Origin of the sequence: Leptolyngbya sp. CCY15150 (assembly GCF_016888135.1) — a bacterium.
In the GTDB taxonomy this organism is placed as follows: domain Bacteria; phylum Cyanobacteriota; class Cyanobacteriia; order RECH01; family RECH01; genus RECH01.
The window spans coordinates 47753-66273 of the sequence record NZ_JACSWB010000218.1 but is presented as its reverse complement, the minus strand read 5'-3'; the positions used below and the strand labels follow the sequence as shown (position 1 = coordinate 66273).

The following is an 18521-nucleotide window of genomic DNA, read 5'->3' as shown; positions in this document are numbered from 1 at the left end:
CTGGGCATGGCATCAGGGCAAAAGAGCGGTCTCCTTTGTAGATACTTGGGAATATTGAGAAGGGTAGGGGCATTCATCTTCATCACAGCCATAGTGAAGAGTATCAGCCCCAACTCGCCTGAATGATGAGATCCATCAGCACGTTTGAGATGTTGCACACCCGGATTTTTAGGAGAGCAGTTTCATGACTCAGACCAAGGAAGCGACAGTACCCGTGAATTTAACGCTCCCGAGCACCTCGGGTGGTTCTGGGGAAGCTGAGCCACGTCCCTGGGGGTCGTACACCGTTCTGGAAGAAGGGCAGGGGTACAAGATTAAGCGCATTGAAGTCAAGCCGGGCCATCGCCTCAGCCTTCAAATGCACCACCACCGCAGTGAGCATTGGATTGTGGTATCGGGAACCGCTAAGGTGGTTTGTGATGGGGAAGAGAAGCTGCTGTTTAGCAACCAATCAACCTATGTACCGGCCTGCACCCAGCACCGTCTCGAAAACCCTGGGGTGATTCCATTGATCTTAATTGAGGTGCAAAACGGTCAGTACCTCGGAGAAGACGACATTATTCGCTACCAAGACGACTACGCCCGCGATCGCAAATCCTAAGATCGCAAATCCTAAGATCGCAAATCCTAGCGCCCAGCATACGCTAGGTTGAGCCAGAACAGCGATCGCTCCACCATCAGGCGATCGCTTCACCGCTCTACTAGCCGACGCGACTCTCGTGCTTGGTGTCATTGTGCTGCTACAGTAATGAGACATTGGACAGGATTGGGATAACGTCCTGTTCAAAGACATCTGTTCAGTAACAGCTATGATTCACCTCAGTTCAACTGCGATCGCAGAAGTCAATCGCCTGAAACATAGTCGAGACCAGCCCGATGCCTGGCTGCGGATTTCGGTGCGGCCGGGCGGCTGCCAAGATCTCTATTACATCCTCGACTTAGTCGATCGCCCCCATGCTGATGATCATGTCTCTCAGCATGACCATATCTGGGTTGCTGTGGATGTCGAGAGTGCGGCGGTGCTAGAAGGACTCACGGTGGATTATGCCGAAGATTTAATGGGCGGTGGCTTTCGCTTCCGCAACCCCCAATCTCGGCAAGACTGTGGCTGTGGCAATTCTTTTTCCACCCAATCACCCGAGCTCACGTTGGCCTAGTACTTTAGGATAGCTAGTCAAGGAAATAGCTAGTCCAAGTCTGGCTGGGTCAAGCAAGTGCGACCCAACCAGGTTTCCAGGCGTTAGTAAGGCGTTTTATCAGATTTTTCAATCCACTCTTGGAAGGCACTCTGGGCTTCCTCGCGCAGGAAAGGCTTCATGGGGAGCTGGCGATCGCCCATGGACACATCTAGCTCATCATAGATGAACTGATCGTCAAACCCTGCGGCGGCGGCATCAACTTTGGTATTGCCATAGTAAACCCGGTCGAGCCGAGACCAGTAGATTGCGCCTAGGCACATAGGACAGGGTTCACAGCTAGTGTATAGCTCACAGCCGTCGAGCTGAAAGCTTTGCAGTTGCTGGCAAGCATCTCGAATCACGCTGACCTCCGCATGAGCTGTGGGGTCGTTGGACGTCAGGACTCGGTTATGTCCCCGAGCAATAATAGTTCCATCCTTGACAATCACTGCGCCAAACGGGCCGCCATGGCCATGGCGCATGCCCTCTAGGGACTGAGCGATCGCCTCTCGCATAAATTCAGGATTGGGTTCTGTCATGAGCTAGCCTGTGGTTGATCTGCTTTGTATGCTGCCCAGCCGCCGTAGTGGGAAATATCGGGCCATTGGTGTTGATCAATCAGTGCCTTGGGATACAGCATGGCAGTCGCCACATCACCGTTCTCTAGCACCACGTCATCGGGATACATATTGGGTGGCTCATTGGCCAGCAAGTACTCGTATTCAGCCAAGGTCATTTCATAGACTTCTCCAGGAATACTGATGCCTCCGGTCTCCACTTCATAGATCGCAGGATGCCATCCATTGCCTGCCGCATGGAGCCGGTAGCGGGGCTGAGTGCAGGTGGGGCCCAAAAACTTTGCCCCCTGGAGATTGCCGTGGTCAGGCTGCCCTTGCAGTGCAGATCCGCAAATGAAGATATGTTTAACAGATGCGTTCGAGTCGGTCATGCCAGTTGAAATCCCGTTCGTAGATCGATGACAGATCTCATTAAGGCTTGTTGCATCCATCTCGTCAACTGTCTTAAGTGACCATTTCCTCAGATACGGAGATGGGTGACGGAGATGGGCGATCGCTCCTAGGTCAGCAGAAGGGCGGATTCAATTTCACAGCAAGGCTGGTAGTTTAGTTTATAGAGAACATTTTTCAGGAACCTATCCTAGGTACCGTCATAGGATGGGCGATCGCCCCATCACGTTCGTTCAATAATCAGCCCTAGGGCTCCGCCAAGGTTGCATTGTCGCCCTGCTCGCGGTTCGATCCCTTCAGACCCCAGCGCACCTAGGCAAAACTCACTCACATTTTAGGAGGCATCTCGTCTATGACCGTACTTACTACCGCTCTCGCTGTCAATGGCGATCGCCTCAATCAGCATATTGATCAACTAGCCGAACTAGGTCGGCTGCCCCACGGTGGCATTCGCCGTTTGGCCTTTAGCCCCGAAGATTGCCAAGCTCGGCAGCGGGTGCGCCAGTGGATGGAACAGGCTGGCATGAAGGTACGGGTTGATGCAGCCGGAAATATGATTGGCCGCTATGCCGGTCAACAACCCAAGCTGGCGGCGATCGCCACCGGCTCCCACATTGATACCGTGCCGGCGGGCGGTCGTTATGACGGCGTTCTTGGGGTTTTGGCAGGCATTGAAGCGGTGCAGAGCCTCCATGAACAAGGGCTACGGCTAGACCATCCCCTAGACGTCATTGTTTTCAGCGACGAAGAAAGCAGCATGATTGGGTCGCGGGCGATCGCTGGTGCCGTGAAGGGAGAAGCGATTTACCATCCAGAACAGGGCACCTCGATTCAAGCCTGTTTGGATGCCGTGGGCGGTGACTGGTCGCGCATTCTCTCGGCCCGCCGTAGCCGCGAAGATATGGCGGCCTTTGTAGAACTGCATGTGGAACAGGGCAGTGTGCTCGACAGCAAAGGCTATGAAATTGGCGTAGTGGATGGCGTGGTGGGCATGAACCGCTACGCCATTACCATCACCGGCGTGCCCAACCATGCTGGCACCACCCCCATGGATATGCGCCATGATGCTCTGGTGGCTGCCGCTCAGGTGACCCTGGCCGTGCAGGCGATCGCCCTAGAGCAACCCAGCCGTCCTGTGGCCACCGTGGGCTCCCTCAACGTGTCTCCCAACGCTGCCAACATTGTCCCCGGTCGGGTGGAACTGACCGTAGATATGCGGGATCTGTCCCAGGATTGTCTGGATGACATGACCTATCAGCTATCGCGGCACCTGCGGGCGATCGCCGCCAAGACCCGCACCGACATTGACATGACCCCTATTTTGAAAGTCAAGCCCTCCCCCGCCGCCGCCAGCATCAAGTCCGTCATCCGCGAAGTCTGCCAAGACCTAGGATTTTCCGCCCATGCCTTACCCAGCCGCGCCGGTCACGACGCTATGGAAATGGGGCATATCACCGACATGGGCATGATTTTTGTGCCCAGTCATGCCGGCATCAGTCACTCCGACCAAGAATACACTTCCCCAGAACAATGTACTCAGGGAGCGACCGTGTTGCTCCACACCCTCGTGCGCCTAGATCAGGTCTACAGCTAGGATCGCAAGACAGAAAAACGAAGACAGAAGAATGAAAATAGAAGAACGAAAACAGAAGAACGAAGACAGGAAAACGAAGAGGATCCAGGAGACACGAGGTTTCCCGCCTTAGCACATAGGCGGGTTACCTACGCCTCAGAGTGCTAGCCCTAGACGCGATCGCAGCGCCATGCAGGTATGCAAGGATCAGGCGATCGCGTCTGACGAATCTTTATGATTTGAGTGCAGAAAATCCGTAGGTTAACTGGAGGCGATCGCCCCTAAGCTCATTCACAATGGGACTAGGGAGGGCGATCGCTTTTTGGTTTGGGCGATTCTAGCGTTTCACTCTTGCAAGATGCCGGGCTGGGTTGTCTCCCCTGCAGCAGTAGCCAAGACCCTAGAACCTATTCCAGGCAAGCCCCTATCGTTCGCTCATAACTCACAGATGGGCGTGGGAATCACGAGCTTGCCAGAACATTACAGGTGCCTATCTCGTCAATCTATAGAACCCATAGAAGAGTCAGGCAACGTGTTTCCGTACAATCACTGATCTTCTGTCGATTACCCATCACGGAATAACCCGTCAGACCAAGATGATCCACAGCATCCTAGATCGGCGATCTACCTCGAAACCGTACCTATCAGTGCTGATATCATCCTAGTTTCCTGGAAGGATCTAACGAACGTCCGTTCCTGAAGGGAATTCAAGGAGTAAACTTGGGGAACGACGGTTACGCCATGCCGGAACGCAGCGCATGAGTTCACTTAATCAACATCCGACTCAGATTATGCCGTCCCAGTTTTATGCGCTTGATGCAGTTCCCATGGGAATTTGCGTGGTGCAGCTTGATTTCACCATTGTTTGCTGGAATCGCCTGCTCGAAGACTGGACGGGAATATCTCGGCAGCACCTGCTAGGTGTTGCTCTGGATCAAGCCTGTCCAAGCCTTTGGTCAGCCTGCTGCGATCGCCTTCAGTCGTTACTGAGCAACGAGGTCAATGAGATCTCGTTTACGTTGCCAGTCGATTTTCTGCGAGCGGGTGCCCTCGCCTCTCACCGCCATCCTGGGCAAGGACACATCACCTGGGTAGCGCCACCCGAAGGATCATCGACCTATCTAATGTTCGCCGTCCAGCCTAGTCCGGCGAAGGCTTCTCTCCCGCCCGCCAAACCGTCTCTGCATGGGCTGGAACAAACCATTCAAGTGCTTCATCAGGATCTGACCCTGCATGAAACCCTGCAGGCGATCGCCAACCAAGTTGGGCAAACCTTCCAGGTCGATCGCTGCCTGATCTATGCGCACCCCTCCCCTCCCCGCTCAGCCTTACATCAGGTGGAATATTGCCGCGATGATATTCCCGCAGTTCTAGACACCTTTGAGGCCCTAGCCCACCACCTGCAGCACCATATTCAAACTGAGCCCGATCACAGCTCTTGGGTGATCGACAACTGTTCGTCTGGCCCGTTGCCCATCGCTCTCGCCGATGCCCCCCGAGAGGCTCTGACAGCCGTGCAGGCCTTGGTTGCGGTGCCCGTGTTGTATCAAGGGCAGGTCGCCGGTGTGCTGTGTCTGCAGCAATGCGATCGCCCGCGCCCATGGTCATCAGAAACGATTCATCATCTGGAGCTGATCGCTAGCCACATCGGCTTGGCGATCGCCCATGCCCAAAAAGCCGATCAGCATCGCCAACAGCAGCAAGATCTGATCCTGAAAACAACCATCTTGGAGCAGGCCCGTTGGAAAGCCGAAGCCGATAATCGCGCCAAAAGCAGCTTTTTGGCCACCATGAGCCATGAAATTCGCACGCCCATGAATGCGGTGATTGGCATGACCGAGCTGCTGCTGGATACGGAACTAACCCCTCAACAGCGCGATTTTGTCGAAACCATTCGCACCAGCGGTGATGCTTTGATTGTGATCATCAACGACATCTTAGACTTTTCCAAAATCGAAGCCGGAAAACTCACCCTCGACCAAAAGCCCTTTAAACTGCGCACCTGTGTCGAAGAAGCCCTAGATCTCCTCGCCCCGAAAGCTAGCGAAAAAGGGTTGGAACTCGCCTATCTCATTCAGCCTGAAGTGCCTCGCGTGGTGGTGAGTGACGTGGTGCGCCTGCGGCAGATCCTCAGCAACCTCTTGAGCAACGCCGTCAAGTTTACGACCACCGGAGAAGTGACCGTGGTGGTGAATGCCCGGCAGCTTCGCTCAGAGTTTTCTGCGCAGGGGCGTTCTCAATCCCACCCCTTCACGGCCCGCTATGCCCTACAGTTTGCCGTCAAAGATACCGGGATTGGCATTGCCTCCGATCGCCTCCGCTATCTATTCCAGCCCTTCAGCCAGCTCGATGCCTCCATCAGCCGTGTCTATGGCGGCACGGGCTTGGGCTTGGTGATTAGCCAGCGCCTCAGTGAAATGATGGGCGGACGAATTTGGGTAGATAGCGAGTTGGGTGTGGGATCGACCTTTTGGTGCTCCGTCGTGGTTGATGCCGTCGAAGAACCCCAGGTCGGATTTCCCAGTTCGCCCATTCCTGGCTTGGCCGGCAAAGGGGTGCTGATTCTTGACGCCAATACCGTCAGTCAGCAAAACCTCCTCCTACAGACCCGCACCTGGGGCATGACCTCATTGGCGACCCACTCCTTGGAGGAAGGAGAAAAACTTTTGAGTAGTCAACGGTTCGACGTTATTATCCTGAATGGGCAACCGCTCAGTGTTCAAGATACCCAGTTGCTGCAGACGATTCGGCACTGTCCTAACGCCCAAGATATTCCGGTCGTGCTGCTCACCCAAATCGACCAAGCCGTGATGGCCCAGCAAAATCCGGTTGCTGGCATCCAGTACGTCAGTAAGCCTGTGAAGCAGAACGCCCTATGCGATGCCCTGCTTCATAGCCTGAAAGCCCCCCATGATGAATCGTCTCACCTTTCTAAGTCTGATATGGAACAGTTGTCCAAACCATCGACGTTGACCACCCATGACCTGCGTGTCTTGGTGGCTGAAGATAATCTAGTCAACCAAAAAGTGATTCTGCAATTGCTCAAACGGCTGGGCCATGAGGCAGAGATCGCCAATAACGGTATCGAAGTGTTGGATTATCTGCGGCAGCATCCCTATGACCTAGTGCTCATGGATGTGCAAATGCCAGAGATGGATGGACTGGAAGCCACCCGAGAAATCCGCCAGCAGATTCCTACCGAACAACAGCCCTACGTAGTGGCTTTGACGGCTAATGCCACCCAGGGCGATCGCGAGGTTTGTCTCCAAGCCGGTATGGACAACTACCTGAGTAAGCCCATTCGCATGGATGCCCTGTCCACCATCCTGCAGCAGTATCAAAATATTCGCGACAGTCAGTGACCTAGGGCCGGGAGCTAGCGTTAGATCCCTAAGCGTCGATGGGAGCGATCGCTTGGGGGGGATGGGTGGCCAACACCTGCTTGAGATAGTGCCCCGTATAGGAGGTGGGATGGGCCGCGACCGTTTCCGGTGTTCCCATAACGATCACCTCGCCGCCGCGATCGCCCCCCTCGGGGCCCAGATCCACAATCCAGTCGGCACAGCGGATCACATCCAAATTGTGCTCAATCACCAACACCGAATTGCCCTTGTCTACCAGGCGCTGGAGGACATCCAGCAGCTTGTGGACATCATAAAATGAGAGCCCCGTGGTGGGTTCATCAATCAAATACAGCGTCTTGCCCGTGGCTCGTCGCGCCAGCTCCGTCGCCAGCTTCAATCGCTGGGCCTCGCCGCCGGAGAGCGTCGGCGCTGTTTGCCCCAGACGCACATACCCCAGCCCCACATCCACCATGGTTTGCAGCCGCGATGCTGCCTTGGGAATGTTCTGGAAAAAGTCCAGTGCCTCATCGGCGGTCATGTTCAACACATCGGCGATCGACTTGCCCTTGTAGGTCGCCTGCAGGGTTTCCCGGTTATAGCGCGCCCCTTTGCACACCTCGCACTGCACATAGACATCCGGCAGGAAGTTCATTTCAATGACATTCACCCCCTGACCACCGCAGGCCTCACAGCGTCCACCTTTGACGTTGAACGAAAACTGTCCTGGCTTATAGCCCCGCGCTTTCGCCTCAATGGTTTCTGCAAACAGATCCCGGATCACGTCAAACACACCGGTGTAGGTGGCAGGATTCGATCGCGGCGTGCGGCCAATGGGCGACTGGTCAATCACGATCGCTTTATCCAAGGCCTTCAGACCTTGAATCGGTTCCATCTCCTTAGGATCAGGAATCTTGCGCCCAAAGTGGTGCTGAATGGCGGGGTAGAGCAGCTCATTCACCAGAGTAGACTTGCCCGATCCTGAGACCCCAGTGACGCAGACTAATTTACCCAGGGGAATATCCACATCAATCTGCTTCAGGTTATTGCGGTGGGCCTGGCGGATTTTCAACATGCGGCTGTTGCCGGTGCGCCGTTGGGCGGGCGTCTGGATCCTGCGCCGACCCGATAGATAGGCCCCGGTGAGGGAGTCTTCAGCCTTCAGCAATTCATCGAAGGAGCCCTGGGCCACGATCGCCCCTCCATGCACCCCGGCACCGGGGCCAATGTCCACCAAATGGTCAGCGGCGCGGATGGTGTCTTCATCATGCTCCACCACAATCAAGGTGTTCCCCAAATTGCGTAGACGGGTGAGGGTGGCTAGGAGGCGATCGTTGTCTCGCTGATGTAGACCAATGCTGGGTTCATCCAGAACGTAGAGCACGCCGGTGAGCCCCGCGCCAATTTGGGTGGCCAGGCGAATGCGCTGGGCTTCGCCACCAGACAGGGTCATCGCCGTTCGGTTTAGGGTGAGGTAATCTAGCCCCACGTCGATTAAAAACTGCAGCCGGGCGCGAATTTCTTTGAGCACCAATTCCCCAATTTGGGCTTGGCGAGGCGTCAGGTGCATACGATTGATGCAGTCTAACGTATCGCGAATCGAGACATGGGTGAGCTCTTTGATGCTGTATTGCCCCACCCGCACGGCCAGAGCCTCTGGCTTGAGGCGATCGCCCCCGCAGACTTCGCAGGCTTGATCCACCAGATATTTTTCTAGCTTTTGCTTAAACGTTTCCGACGTACTTTCCCGATACTGGCGCTCCAGCATGGGTAAAACGCCCTCATAGCGGCGATGGTATCCCTTGTCTTCTCGATAGCGCGAGTCCGACTCAATGTAGATTTTTTCCTCCGAGCCATGGAGAATCACCTGCTGCTGCTCCGGCGTCAGCTTGCACCAAGCCGTTTGCAGTTCAAACCCAAAGGCCTGACCCACGCTATAGAGCAGAGAAAAGTAGTAGGTATTATCCCGCTCCGACCAAGGGGCGATCGCTGCATAAACCGGCAGACTAGGATCCGGCACCACCAACTCCGCTGAGAAGGTGCGTAGCGTCCCTAAGCCATGGCAATGGGGACAGGCTCCGTAGGGCGAGTTGAAGGAAAACAGACGAGGCGAGAGTTCCTCCATCACCGCGCCATGTTCCGGGCAGGCAAAGTTTTCCGAAAACACCAGCTCCTTGGGCAAACGATCCTCCACCTGGTAGGCCCCCGTGGCCGCTGCGGCCTTCGCCGATGGATGGCGATGGGCTTCCATATCAATGACATTGGGGGCGTCCTCCGAGCGATCGCCCTCCAAAATATCAATCACCGCAATGCCCTCAGAACGCTTCAGGCAGGTCGCCAGGGAATCCACCAAGCGCTCCTGAATGCCCTCTTTTTTCACCAAACGATCCACGACAATTTCAATGTCGTGACTGTGGTTCTTGTTCAGCTCAATGGAGTCCGACAGCTCCCGCACATCGCCATTCACCCGCACTCGCACAAACCCCTCCGAGGCTAGGCTGGATAGCAGCTTCTTGTGGGTGCCCTTTTTGCCCCGCACCACCGGCGCAAGGATCTGAAAGCGGGTGCGATCGGGCAAACCCAAGACGCGATCGCACATCTGGTCAATCGTTTGGGGCACGATGGAGCGATCGCAGTGGGGGCAGTGGGGTTCGCCTGCCCGCCCAAACAGCAGCCGCAGATAATCGTAGATCTCCGTCACCGTACCCACCGTGGAGCGAGGGTTATGGGACGTAGACTTTTGGTCGATGGAAATCGCTGGACTGAGTCCCTCAATGGCATCCACATCGGGCTTGTCAACCTGACCTAAAAACTGCCGCGCATAGGCACTCAGGGATTCCACGTAGCGACGCTGCCCCTCGGCAAAAATAGTGTCAAACGCTAGGGACGACTTGCCCGATCCCGATACGCCCGTGAATACAATCAGCTTATTGCGCGGCAGCTCTAGGTCAATATTTTTGAGATTATGCTGTCGAGCCCCGCGAATGCGAATGATATCTGTCGATCCGCTAGCCGAGGTGCCAAGCTGGGCTGCCACGGCCTGCACCGATGCACCAGACTCCGAGGCGGTAGATTGGTCAGGGGATGATGACACAGAGGTGGATTTAGAGGAGCGCTTCGCCATGGGATATTCAGACACAACAGGAGGAACAGACTGCCCAACTGGCAACAGTTCTTAACAATCTTATCGTCTCTACCCAAGAAATCCCAATGGATGAGAGAGCAGCATTTGACCTTACCACGGGCGACCCCCCTCATGGTAGATCAGGCTCAACCTGCCGATGGGAAACTCTTGGCACTAACGGTCTATCTTAGCGGCATTGCTTGAATAGTACAAACGTTTTGGTCGGCAATATCTCGGAATGCTCCCTGTCCCCGGCTGGTCACGAACCGCATCATCGAAGCGCCTCGCTCAAACTCGGGGGCTGATAACCTAGCCGACCCCTGGGGGATTGTGCCACTCTAGGAATCAGCGGATCCCGTTGGCTTGGTCAACCATTGCTTGAAGATACATCAACTATGGCACGAGAAAAATTACTGTTGGGGTTTGGCGTGGTCGTGTTTGGCCTGGTCGCAGGGGTGAGTTGGGGCATGGATCGCGATATCCGGCGATCGCTCCTCTCCGGTACCGTGGCCCTAGCCTCCACCTATGCTGGCGGCATGATCGTCCAAGGCGATCGCGAGAGCCCATCCGGAGCGATCGCTCCCATAGCAGCCGATCCACCGACGCACCCCCCGGCCTCCGATGAAGTTGCCGTATTTTGGGATTACGAAAATGTGAAAGTGGCGGCCCAGGGTGTGAAGGCTCCCTTAGCTGAATCGTTGATTAGTTATTCGGAAAGTAAGGGACACCCTCGCTTCAAGATGGTGTATGCCAACTGGCGACGGGAGCGGGAACCTCTGGTACAGGCACTCTACAGTTTGGGATTTGAGCCGATCCATGTTTCCACAGGTAAGGAAAACAGCGTTGATATTAAGCTGACGGTGGACTGTCTCAACACCGCCCATCATTATCCGGAAATTCAGCAATTTATTATCGTTACCGCCGATCGCGACTTCGTGCCCCTCGTCACCGCCCTGCGTACCCTGCGAAAACGTGTGACCTTAATTGGTCGTACCGAAACCGCCAGCGAGCAACTGTTGTTGAGCGCCAACGAATTTATTGATTTAGAAAAACTATCCGCCGATGGTGCCTATCCAACCCTGACCGAAACCCCCGAACCGCCTAGCCTGATCTCCTACGCAGAGGCGATCGCCTGCCTCACCGAATCTATCAGCCAAGCTCGCGACCAAGGCAAGAGCACTCGCTTTGGCCCCACCGATCTGTTGATGCGGGCCAATTCCCGATTTTCCTACAGTGGCTTTCAATCCATTCGCCACGATCAGGGAGAATCCTTTTCCAACTTCAGCGCCTTCATTGCCAAGGCAGAAGCTGAGGGCGTCGTTAAAGTCTATACCCTGAGCGGCTTCAAGGAGCTGTTTTTACCTAACGAAGATCCTGAAACCGAGTCAGAATTTAGCAGCGACCTACCCGGCGACCTCGATCGCCACCATTGGGGGATTATTCTCGACCAGGTATGCCAATCGTTCCAAGATGGTCAGCCCGGGCCCACCTATGGACGCTTTTTGGTGATCTTCAAATATGTACGCCAAGCGAAAAAAGACGAGCGGCTCAACCTGACCAATGGACAATTGAAACAGGCCCTGAGCCGCTTAGTGGAAACGGGAATTTTAGTGGAACAGGCCAACGGTACCTATCAACTAGTGCCCGACCTAGATACCCAGCGAGAGTTCTACATCGACCAGTTGATGGGACTGCCGCCGGCTGGAGCATCTAGCCCAATAGACGGAAAATGAAGGGATAGCGATAGGGTTGATCGCTGTCCTTCAGGATCTTGAGAATCCCGATGATGGGCATAACCCAGTGAATAACAAACAAAATGGCGAGCAGTGGATAGCCAATCAAAACGATGGTCAGAATCCCGAAAATGATTTCGTATAGCCACACATTAAAGTGGAAGTTGATGGATTCCCTAGCGTTGTCTTTGACAACTGGGTCATCGGAGATCAACAAGACGGCGATCGGCAACCCAACGGACAAAAATAGGGAGCTGAGGAAAATGGCACCGTGGCTGAGAATCGACAGGGCCTTGCGTTTATCGCTATCGTAGTATCCGGGGGTTTGTGTAGGATCCATGGGCGTCTCCCAAAATATTGACATGTATCTCTAGCTTACGAAAGGCGATCGCCTTTTGACCAACCTCTAGAGGATGATTGATGATCCTAATTGGCCTATGCCATCAGCAGGAGCGATCGCCCTCGATCGCTAGCCTTAGTCTTAAATAAGTTCGCCTTAAAAGCTCACTCAAGTTTTAGATATACTAGTGTGACCTTGGCCTCTGTTGGTAAAGCCTTGAGTTGCGTCAAATTAATGTCGTATCTTCATTCAGCAACGCCCCAACGTCATGGGAAGCACCATTAAATATAGAGCTAAATGTAGAGCGCGTTATCAAAGCGTAACGCGCTGCAAATTCCTGGTAAGCAAGCATGAGGCGATCGCCAGCCCATCCTACAATCATGGCATCGTCCCGGAAGATTGCTCCTAGGCGCGTGGCACAGAGACCGGATCGAGCCAGAGCAGCAAATTGCGCTTGAGTTGATTAAAGTCGCGGTAGACCTCTTGCTTCACCAATTGCCCAAGGGCATCCAAGGGTGAAAACGCTGCGCTAGGCTGCCAGCGCACATCTTGCCCCAGCGGCGTGAGGTGATTGCCAGGCAAAATCTGCACCGTGGTGAAGTCAGGACAGCATTGCTGCATCACTTGGCTCAGCGATCGCGTTTGGTCAATCGTATCTTGGGTAAACTTCACCAGCAGATTGCGCTTCACGTGGTAGTCTCCAGCCACCAAAGCTTCCGTTGCCTGCGGTGATGGCGTGAACTCCACATCCATGAGGGTCACCTGAGAAAATTGTTCCAAAAGAGGAATCGATCGCCGAGCTGGATAGTTGTTGTAGGCCATCAAAATATTACCGGCCCGCTCCTCATCATAGAGACTGCCGATCAGCAGGTGCAGCTTACAGCCCATACTATGACCCAGCCCATAAATCGGAATGTAGCGTTGCTGAAGCACCCGCGCCTGCAGATACTCAAGGGCGCGATCAAAGGCAAGAATGACCTGACGAGCGATCGCGGCATGATCAAACGTGTTGACAAACGGTGTCGCCACAACCACATACCCCGCCTCTGCCAACGACTCCAGCAGCATTCGGTAGGTTACCTGCGGAGCTGCCGCCACAAACGCCCCACCCAAGAAATGGATGATCGCCTTCGGTCGCGGGGGAATGACTATCCAGTTTCCCGATACTTCTCGCCAGTCCATAGACCTCACTCAACCGAAACGTTACGTTTCTTCATTCTAGACAGGTTTTGGGAACGTTGCCGATGATGCAAGTCTCCGCATAGCATACGGTCATCGTCTGTTTGCGAGTCGTCTCGCCTAACGTCTGTGCCTGTGTTCTCGTGGGTCAAGGATTTATTTCAGCAGATTCGGAAACAGGTTCGCCCGCCGGATCCATTTTCTTGGCAAATGTTAATTTTGCTGAGCCTCTTTTCATGGCTCATTTCCCTACTCATTAGCACACCCATTGTGCGAGATGGCTTGGCGACCATCGGCTGGATATTTCTCTCTTTAGGCATCGGCTGGGCAACCGTCAATATCAAATTCTCGATTCTAGGCTTCAAGATCTACCCCGGCCCTTGGTTAACAGCAGGCATGGTGTTGGGATTGATCTATGCCTGGGATCTGATCAGCCTAGAGATCACCCTAGTTCTTTGGCCCATGATCACCGCAGCGATCGCCACGGTGCCTCTCTATCTAGCTCCAGGGCCCAAGCTACGGGTTCCCAAAGTGGGCGATCGCCAGACGATTGTGATTGTGGGGCTGTCCCATGCCATCATATCCTGCTGGATTGGCTTTTTTTTGGTCGTGCAAACCTGGCTGCAGTTCTACCCCAGCACCTTGGCCGATTCAGTTGAAAACAGTGCCTTTGTTGTCAAGCTGTCTTTTGATGTCGTAGGCGATACGCGCCGTCCAGTCACCGGGGTACGCCTTTTGGAAGCCGCCGAAAATGACCTGCGCCAGCAGATTGAGTCGGGTTCATGGAATGACGCAGTTCGTTGGTTGATGAACAACAATGACGAGTTTAAGCAACTCCGGGATCGGGTCTTGCAGCAGGTGCGGCAAGCCAACGCGGCTGAGGATGCTCTCCTCCGATCAAAAGAAGAAGCACTTTGGGACTTTGGGACAACCCGCCCTCGACAGTTGCCCTCGACGTCCGATGGCTACGCGATCACCTTCTATGCTTACTGGTATGGGCCAAGTTCCAGCCCAGACGGTTTTCGCCTCAGCCAAACCTGTGAAGTGATCGAACGCGGGGAAGCAGCACGGCTTGATCCTGATCGCACCAGCCCTTTCCGAGAACTGCCCAATTTACTCGACGAGGATCCAGAGAATCGCCCAGAGGTCGTCATTCGCTGTGAGCCCATAGGTTCCATAGACTATCTAGACAGGAACGCTCCCTAACGTCCCTAATCTTGCCCCAATTTTCTCGGATGAAGCGATCGCTCCGAGAACAATGGGTGGAATACTGAAAACCAGACCGCTTCTCTTAGGAGGAAGACTGTGAACGTTGGACGGGTATTGGTGATTGCCAGTAATGTGTTTCGAGAAGTGATCCGCGATCGCATTCTCTACTTGCTGGGATTTTTTGGCATCTTGCTGCTGCTAGCCAATCTACTGCTGCCAGAAGTGGCGGCTAGCACGGAAGACAAAATGCTGCTAGACGTAGGGCTAGGGGCGATCGGCGTCACGGGATTGGTGGTGGCCGTGTTTGTGGGAACTGGCTTGGTCAACAAGGAAATTGAAAAGCGTACCGTCTACGTCCTCACCGCCAAGCCGCTCACGCCGGCCGAATTCATCGTGGGCAAACATGTGGGTTTATCCGTCGTCTTGGCCGTCATGGTGACGGTGATGACAGCGCTCTACATCGCTACCCTTTCCCTGAACCAAATCGCGTTTCCCCTCGACAGCATCCTGTTGGCGGTGCTGTTTTTGTTTCTGGAACTCTGTTTGGTGACCGCGATCGCCATTTTATTTGGCGTGTTCACCAGTTCGCTGCTGGCGGTCTTTCTCACCGTGGCAGTCTACCTCATGGGACACCTGAGCCGGGATCTGGTATTGCTCACGGAATTGTCAGAGAGTCCCAACATTCAGCGGATTACGGAATCAATATATTTGGTCTTGCCTGATCTATCCCGGCTCGATCTCAAAAATGTGGCGGTCTACGGCATGGATCTCCTGCCCCAGCCCTTAGAACTGTTGAGCAACGCTGGTTATGGGCTGTTGTATATCGTGCTCACCCTGGCGATCGCCACGGTAGTCTTTTCCCGCCGTGAATTCTAGCGATCGCCCCGGAGAACCTAGCTTCATCAAGGAAGGAGCCGCCTGCTTTCAGGTGGGCAACGCTTTCTTCCGTCCCCAAACTCGGGTCGTACGCGACCTAGGCGTGCTCATGGCCGCCCTGCATCGCCAGCAAACGGGGCGGCTGCGGGTGTTGGATGCCATGGCCGGCTGCGGGGTGCGATCGCTGCGCTATTGGCAAGAGAGCGGCGCAGACTGGCTCTGGGTCAATGATGGTAATCCCGATATCCACCCCACCCTCAACGCCAATCTTCAGTCCTTGCTCGAAGCCGGACGGGGACAGGTGACCCAGGAGGAAGCCAACCGCGTTTTTTTCACCTGCCATCTCAAGAAGGACTACTACGACTTGGTGGATGTAGACGGGTTTGGAGCCGCTACGCCCCATCTCAGCACCTGCCTCTGGGCTACAGCCATCGGCGGTCTCATCTATCTCACCAGCACCGATGGCCGCACCGCCACCGGGCATCTCCCCACCCAAAGCCTGCGCTTTTATGCCGCCTACGCTCGCAGCCATCCCGCCGCCCATGAGCAAGGGCTACGCCTGTTACTTGGCAGCCTCCAGCAGCAGGCCGCCGCTCGCCATTTAGGGATCCGTCCCCTCTTTTCCCTGTTTACCGGTGAAACCTATCGAGTCATGGTGCGGCTGTTGCCCAAGCCCATGCTCACGGATCAGAATTACGGATTCCTAGGCTACTGCCATGGCTGTGGCGAGTACCAAACCGTATCCTGGCGACGGTTGGGGCGAGTTTCCTGCCAGGACTGCGATCGCCCTCCCACCCTCACAGGCCCCCTCTGGCTAGGATCGCTGCATGATCCCGCCACCTTGACCGATTTGATCGCCCTTGCCGACCAGTGGCAATGGAGCGATCGCGCTCATTTACTACGGCTGATGGCGGCAGAAGCCACGATGCCGCCCTATTTCTATCGCCTGGGCGACATGGGCAAACAAGGGCAGATGGACATTCCTAAGCGATCGCACCTCATTCAAGCGCTCCAGGCCCAGGGCTACCGAGCCACCGCCACCCATATCCATGCAGAGGCGATTAAAACCGATGCTAGCTTGGCAATCTGCGTGGCGATCGCCCGATCCATCACCGAACCGTTGCCTTCGCCGGACTAAATTTCTGAAAGATTTCCAAATTGATTCATCAGAACATGACGGAATAGCGTATTATTCGCGGCAAACAACCGATAGAATGATCCCAGAGCAAATTTAAATAAAAAACTTAGAGGGATCATGGCGTTAATTGTTGACGAGAAAACTTTTGTTCCGGAAGTCCTGGATGCCTCAACCCCTGTCTTAGTAAATTTTTGGGCCCCGTGGTGCGGTCTTTGTCGATTGGTGAGCCCGATGTTGAATCGTCTCCATGTCGAATCAGAAGACGCCATTAAACTGGTTAGCATCAATGCCGATGACAATTTACGTCTTGCCAATACCTACCGCCTGACCAGCTTGCCCACCATCATGGTGTTCCGCCATGGTCAGGTCATTTACCGCCTAGATGAGTTCAAGACCCATGATGAGCTCCGCAATTCCATCCATGAGCTGCACACCACCCTGTTGAGCCAATATGCCCTAAGTTACGGCTACTCGATTTAAAACTATCTGCTTCATCAAAAAGCTACGGCCGCACTTGCCCAGGGTGAGCGTTTGTTGGGGGTAGACTTCACGACTGCTGAGTCTGGCAAGACATAAACGTGGGTCAGGGGACTAGTCCTCTGACCCACGTTCTGGTTTTAAACCGGCGTCTACATATTAAGGAACCGGCACCGGCTGGGGCGATCGCGTCCCAGTACGCCATTGCTCAAAACTCACCACCTTCTCACCGCGCTGAGGAGGGGATACCTCCCGCTCGCGAGGCTGTTCTGGTGCTGCTACGCCCTCTGCCACCTGCCAACCAGCTTGATCGAGCTTAAACGGGCTGCCAGACATGACAAATTCATAGCGAGGGCAGTAAATGACCACCATGTTCTCATTGCTCATGCGAACTTGGCACAGCCCCCAATCAACACCGTTGCAGGTTACTTGTTGTCCAACCGTCCACTTCATAGGTCACCTTAAATCATTTGGGCACGGAATGGTATCTCCGCAGAAACTACGTGGGGGGCACGTGTTGTGTTTACATGGATAGCGCTAGACCCTAAGGCATGGAGCCAGAGCCTTAGGGTCTAGATGTGAGCGATCGCTCACACAAATTTTTGAACCTTAGGGCCCTAAAGCTACCCTGCTCCTTACACAATAAAAAGCATCCTAGTGAGATGCAAGGATGCTTTTACGAATTGTCAAGAATACCCACATGTAACCCACTCAACTAGGAGCAGGTTATCCCATCAGCACTAGGCGTGATGGAGCGTATGGGCTCCCCGATAGATTAAATCAAGAGTGGGAAGTTGCACAACCGGCTGTGATACTTTCCGGAATCGAATGTCAAGTCCCCGATACTTACCAACAGCCTCTTTGCTGTTGTAGTTCACTTGAGGGGGGGTGTAGTCGTAGGTAACGCCGCGATATGAGAGTTGCATGGTTTCGCCTCCAGGAATAGTCTGTAGAGTGTTAAGAGGCGCGTTCCTTCAGGATGACTCCTTACTTCCGTCTCCCAGCCGCTGATGTAAATCGTGACTTACATGAGCTGAACAGGAGAGATGAACGATTTGGTTTCTGTATCTATCTTTACGGTTATACAGATTTCTGTCAAGGCGCGAGTCATAAAATCTTAACAGAACGCCAGTTGAACGGGAATGGGCTTCGACAGGCTCAGCCCGAACGGTAAAGCCTTGTATCGTCCCTAGGCTAAGCGAGGGAATGCTTCCAGAGTTGCTCCTACGCCTAGACGTTAACCATCAGACTTAATCGGAATTAGGAATAGCAATTCATTCTTAGCCCGAAACCGATCGATCTTATGGCTATTACCTCTATCTAAATGTTGGGCAACTCATTACCGACAAGGCCTATCGCAGGAGAAGAGTCACAGAAGCAACCAA

At 54.3% G+C, this 18521-nt stretch carries 16 protein-coding genes and 1 riboswitch; of the genes, 9 read left to right on the top strand and 7 right to left on the bottom strand.

Features of this window, described 5'->3' with window-relative positions:
* Positions 1 to 184: 184 nt before the first annotated feature.
* Complete coding sequence (locus JUJ53_RS17570; RefSeq protein WP_204153339.1) at positions 185 to 601, top strand: cupin domain-containing protein; 417 nt, start codon at positions 185 to 187, stop codon at positions 599 to 601.
* Positions 602 to 809: 208 nt separating this feature from the next.
* The gene (locus JUJ53_RS17565) at positions 810 to 1157 is read left to right on the top strand and encodes an iron-sulfur cluster assembly accessory protein (protein WP_204153338.1); all 348 of its coding nucleotides are present in this window, start codon (positions 810 to 812) and stop codon (positions 1155 to 1157) included.
* Between the two features lie 83 nt (positions 1158 to 1240).
* On the opposite strand, the gene JUJ53_RS17560 is transcribed toward JUJ53_RS17565, so the two are convergent.
* Entirely contained in the window at positions 1241 to 1717 is a 477-nt protein-coding gene (locus tag JUJ53_RS17560) for a nucleoside deaminase (RefSeq protein WP_204153337.1), read from the bottom strand.
* Positions 1714 to 2127: a gamma-glutamylcyclotransferase gene (locus tag JUJ53_RS17555; protein WP_204153336.1), complete on the bottom strand. Its 414-nt coding sequence runs from the start codon at positions 2125 to 2127 to the stop codon at positions 1714 to 1716. Before JUJ53_RS17555 ends, JUJ53_RS17560 begins: the two co-directional genes overlap by 4 nt.
* Positions 2128 to 2498: 371 nt before the next feature.
* On the opposite strand from JUJ53_RS17555, the gene JUJ53_RS17550 reads away from it, so the two are divergent.
* Positions 2499 to 3740, top strand: a complete 1242-nt coding sequence (locus JUJ53_RS17550) for a Zn-dependent hydrolase (protein ID WP_204153335.1) — start codon at positions 2499 to 2501, stop codon at positions 3738 to 3740.
* Positions 3741 to 4477: 737 nt separating this feature from the next.
* Positions 4478 to 7081 carry a response regulator gene (locus JUJ53_RS17545; RefSeq protein ID WP_204153334.1) on the top strand — a complete coding sequence of 868 codons (2604 nt, stop codon included), beginning with the start codon at positions 4478 to 4480 and terminating at the stop codon, positions 7079 to 7081.
* A 28-nt stretch (positions 7082 to 7109) separates the two neighbouring features.
* On the opposite strand, the gene uvrA is transcribed toward JUJ53_RS17545, so the two are convergent.
* Positions 7110 to 10184, bottom strand: a complete 3075-nt coding sequence (uvrA, locus tag JUJ53_RS17540) for an excinuclease ABC subunit UvrA (RefSeq protein WP_204153333.1) — start codon at positions 10182 to 10184, stop codon at positions 7110 to 7112.
* Positions 10185 to 10579: 395 nt separating this feature from the next.
* On the opposite strand from uvrA, the gene JUJ53_RS17535 reads away from it, so the two are divergent.
* Positions 10580 to 11917, top strand: a complete 1338-nt coding sequence (locus tag JUJ53_RS17535) for an NYN domain-containing protein (protein ID WP_204153332.1) — start codon at positions 10580 to 10582, stop codon at positions 11915 to 11917.
* Here JUJ53_RS17535 and JUJ53_RS17530 read toward each other — a convergent pair.
* Together JUJ53_RS17530 and JUJ53_RS17525 are read right to left on the bottom strand one after the other, a co-directional pair.
* The gene (locus JUJ53_RS17530; protein ID WP_204153331.1) at positions 11895 to 12257 is read right to left on the bottom strand and encodes a DUF4870 domain-containing protein; all 363 of its coding nucleotides are present in this window, start codon (positions 12255 to 12257) and stop codon (positions 11895 to 11897) included. The genes JUJ53_RS17535 and JUJ53_RS17530 overlap by 23 nt on opposite strands.
* A gap of 405 nt (positions 12258 to 12662) precedes the next feature.
* The gene (locus JUJ53_RS17525; RefSeq protein WP_204153330.1) at positions 12663 to 13439 is read right to left on the bottom strand and encodes a DUF1350 family protein; all 777 of its coding nucleotides are present in this window, start codon (positions 13437 to 13439) and stop codon (positions 12663 to 12665) included.
* Between the two features lie 126 nt (positions 13440 to 13565).
* On the opposite strand from JUJ53_RS17525, the gene JUJ53_RS17520 reads away from it, so the two are divergent.
* From JUJ53_RS17520 to JUJ53_RS17505, 4 genes are all read left to right on the top strand, one after another.
* Positions 13566 to 14642, top strand: coding sequence for a DUF5357 family protein (locus JUJ53_RS17520; protein ID WP_204153329.1), 1077 nt, complete (start codon positions 13566 to 13568; stop codon positions 14640 to 14642).
* Positions 14643 to 14741: 99 nt separating this feature from the next.
* Complete coding sequence (locus JUJ53_RS17515; protein ID WP_204153328.1) at positions 14742 to 15521, top strand: ABC transporter permease; 780 nt, start codon at positions 14742 to 14744, stop codon at positions 15519 to 15521.
* Positions 15511 to 16659 carry a tRNA (guanine-N1)-methyltransferase gene (locus JUJ53_RS17510; RefSeq protein ID WP_343327980.1) on the top strand — a complete coding sequence of 383 codons (1149 nt, stop codon included), beginning with the start codon at positions 15511 to 15513 and terminating at the stop codon, positions 16657 to 16659. The genes JUJ53_RS17515 and JUJ53_RS17510 overlap by 11 nt, the downstream gene beginning before the upstream one ends.
* A gap of 117 nt (positions 16660 to 16776) precedes the next feature.
* A complete protein-coding gene (locus tag JUJ53_RS17505) occupies positions 16777 to 17139 on the top strand; it encodes a thioredoxin family protein (protein WP_204153327.1) in 363 nt (120 codons plus the stop codon).
* Positions 17140 to 17295: 156 nt separating this feature from the next.
* Here JUJ53_RS17505 and JUJ53_RS17500 read toward each other — a convergent pair whose 3' ends face one another.
* Together JUJ53_RS17500 and JUJ53_RS17495 are read right to left on the bottom strand one after the other, a co-directional pair.
* Entirely contained in the window at positions 17296 to 17589 is a 294-nt protein-coding gene (locus JUJ53_RS17500) for a hypothetical protein (RefSeq protein WP_204153326.1), read from the bottom strand.
* 287 nt (positions 17590 to 17876) lie between these two features.
* Positions 17877 to 18062, bottom strand: a complete 186-nt coding sequence (locus tag JUJ53_RS17495) for a DUF4278 domain-containing protein (protein WP_204153325.1) — start codon at positions 18060 to 18062, stop codon at positions 17877 to 17879.
* 37 nt (positions 18063 to 18099) lie between these two features.
* Positions 18100 to 18191: riboswitch (Glutamine riboswitch) on the bottom strand.
* Positions 18192 to 18521 lie beyond the last annotated feature (330 nt).

Coding starts and splice junctions, on each gene's coding strand:
- JUJ53_RS17545 (WP_204153334.1), top strand. CDS start 4,478: ATGAGTTCACTTAATCAACATCCGACTCAGATTATGCCGTCCCAGTTT.
- JUJ53_RS17535 (WP_204153332.1), top strand. CDS start 10,580: ATGGCACGAGAAAAATTACTGTTGGGGTTTGGCGTGGTCGTGTTTGGC.
- JUJ53_RS17560 (WP_204153337.1), bottom strand. CDS start 1,717: ATGACAGAACCCAATCCTGAATTTATGCGAGAGGCGATCGCTCAGTCC.
- uvrA (WP_204153333.1), bottom strand. CDS start 10,184: ATGGCGAAGCGCTCCTCTAAATCCACCTCTGTGTCATCATCCCCTGAC.
- JUJ53_RS17565 (WP_204153338.1), top strand. CDS start 810: ATGATTCACCTCAGTTCAACTGCGATCGCAGAAGTCAATCGCCTGAAA.
- JUJ53_RS17505 (WP_204153327.1), top strand. CDS start 16,777: ATGGCGTTAATTGTTGACGAGAAAACTTTTGTTCCGGAAGTCCTGGAT.
- JUJ53_RS17530 (WP_204153331.1), bottom strand. CDS start 12,257: ATGGATCCTACACAAACCCCCGGATACTACGATAGCGATAAACGCAAG.
- JUJ53_RS17525 (WP_204153330.1), bottom strand. CDS start 13,439: ATGGACTGGCGAGAAGTATCGGGAAACTGGATAGTCATTCCCCCGCGA.
- JUJ53_RS17550 (WP_204153335.1), top strand. CDS start 2,499: ATGACCGTACTTACTACCGCTCTCGCTGTCAATGGCGATCGCCTCAAT.
- JUJ53_RS17570 (WP_204153339.1), top strand. CDS start 185: ATGACTCAGACCAAGGAAGCGACAGTACCCGTGAATTTAACGCTCCCG.
- JUJ53_RS17555 (WP_204153336.1), bottom strand. CDS start 2,127: ATGACCGACTCGAACGCATCTGTTAAACATATCTTCATTTGCGGATCT.
- JUJ53_RS17495 (WP_204153325.1), bottom strand. CDS start 18,062: ATGCAACTCTCATATCGCGGCGTTACCTACGACTACACCCCCCCTCAA.
- JUJ53_RS17500 (WP_204153326.1), bottom strand. CDS start 17,589: ATGAAGTGGACGGTTGGACAACAAGTAACCTGCAACGGTGTTGATTGG.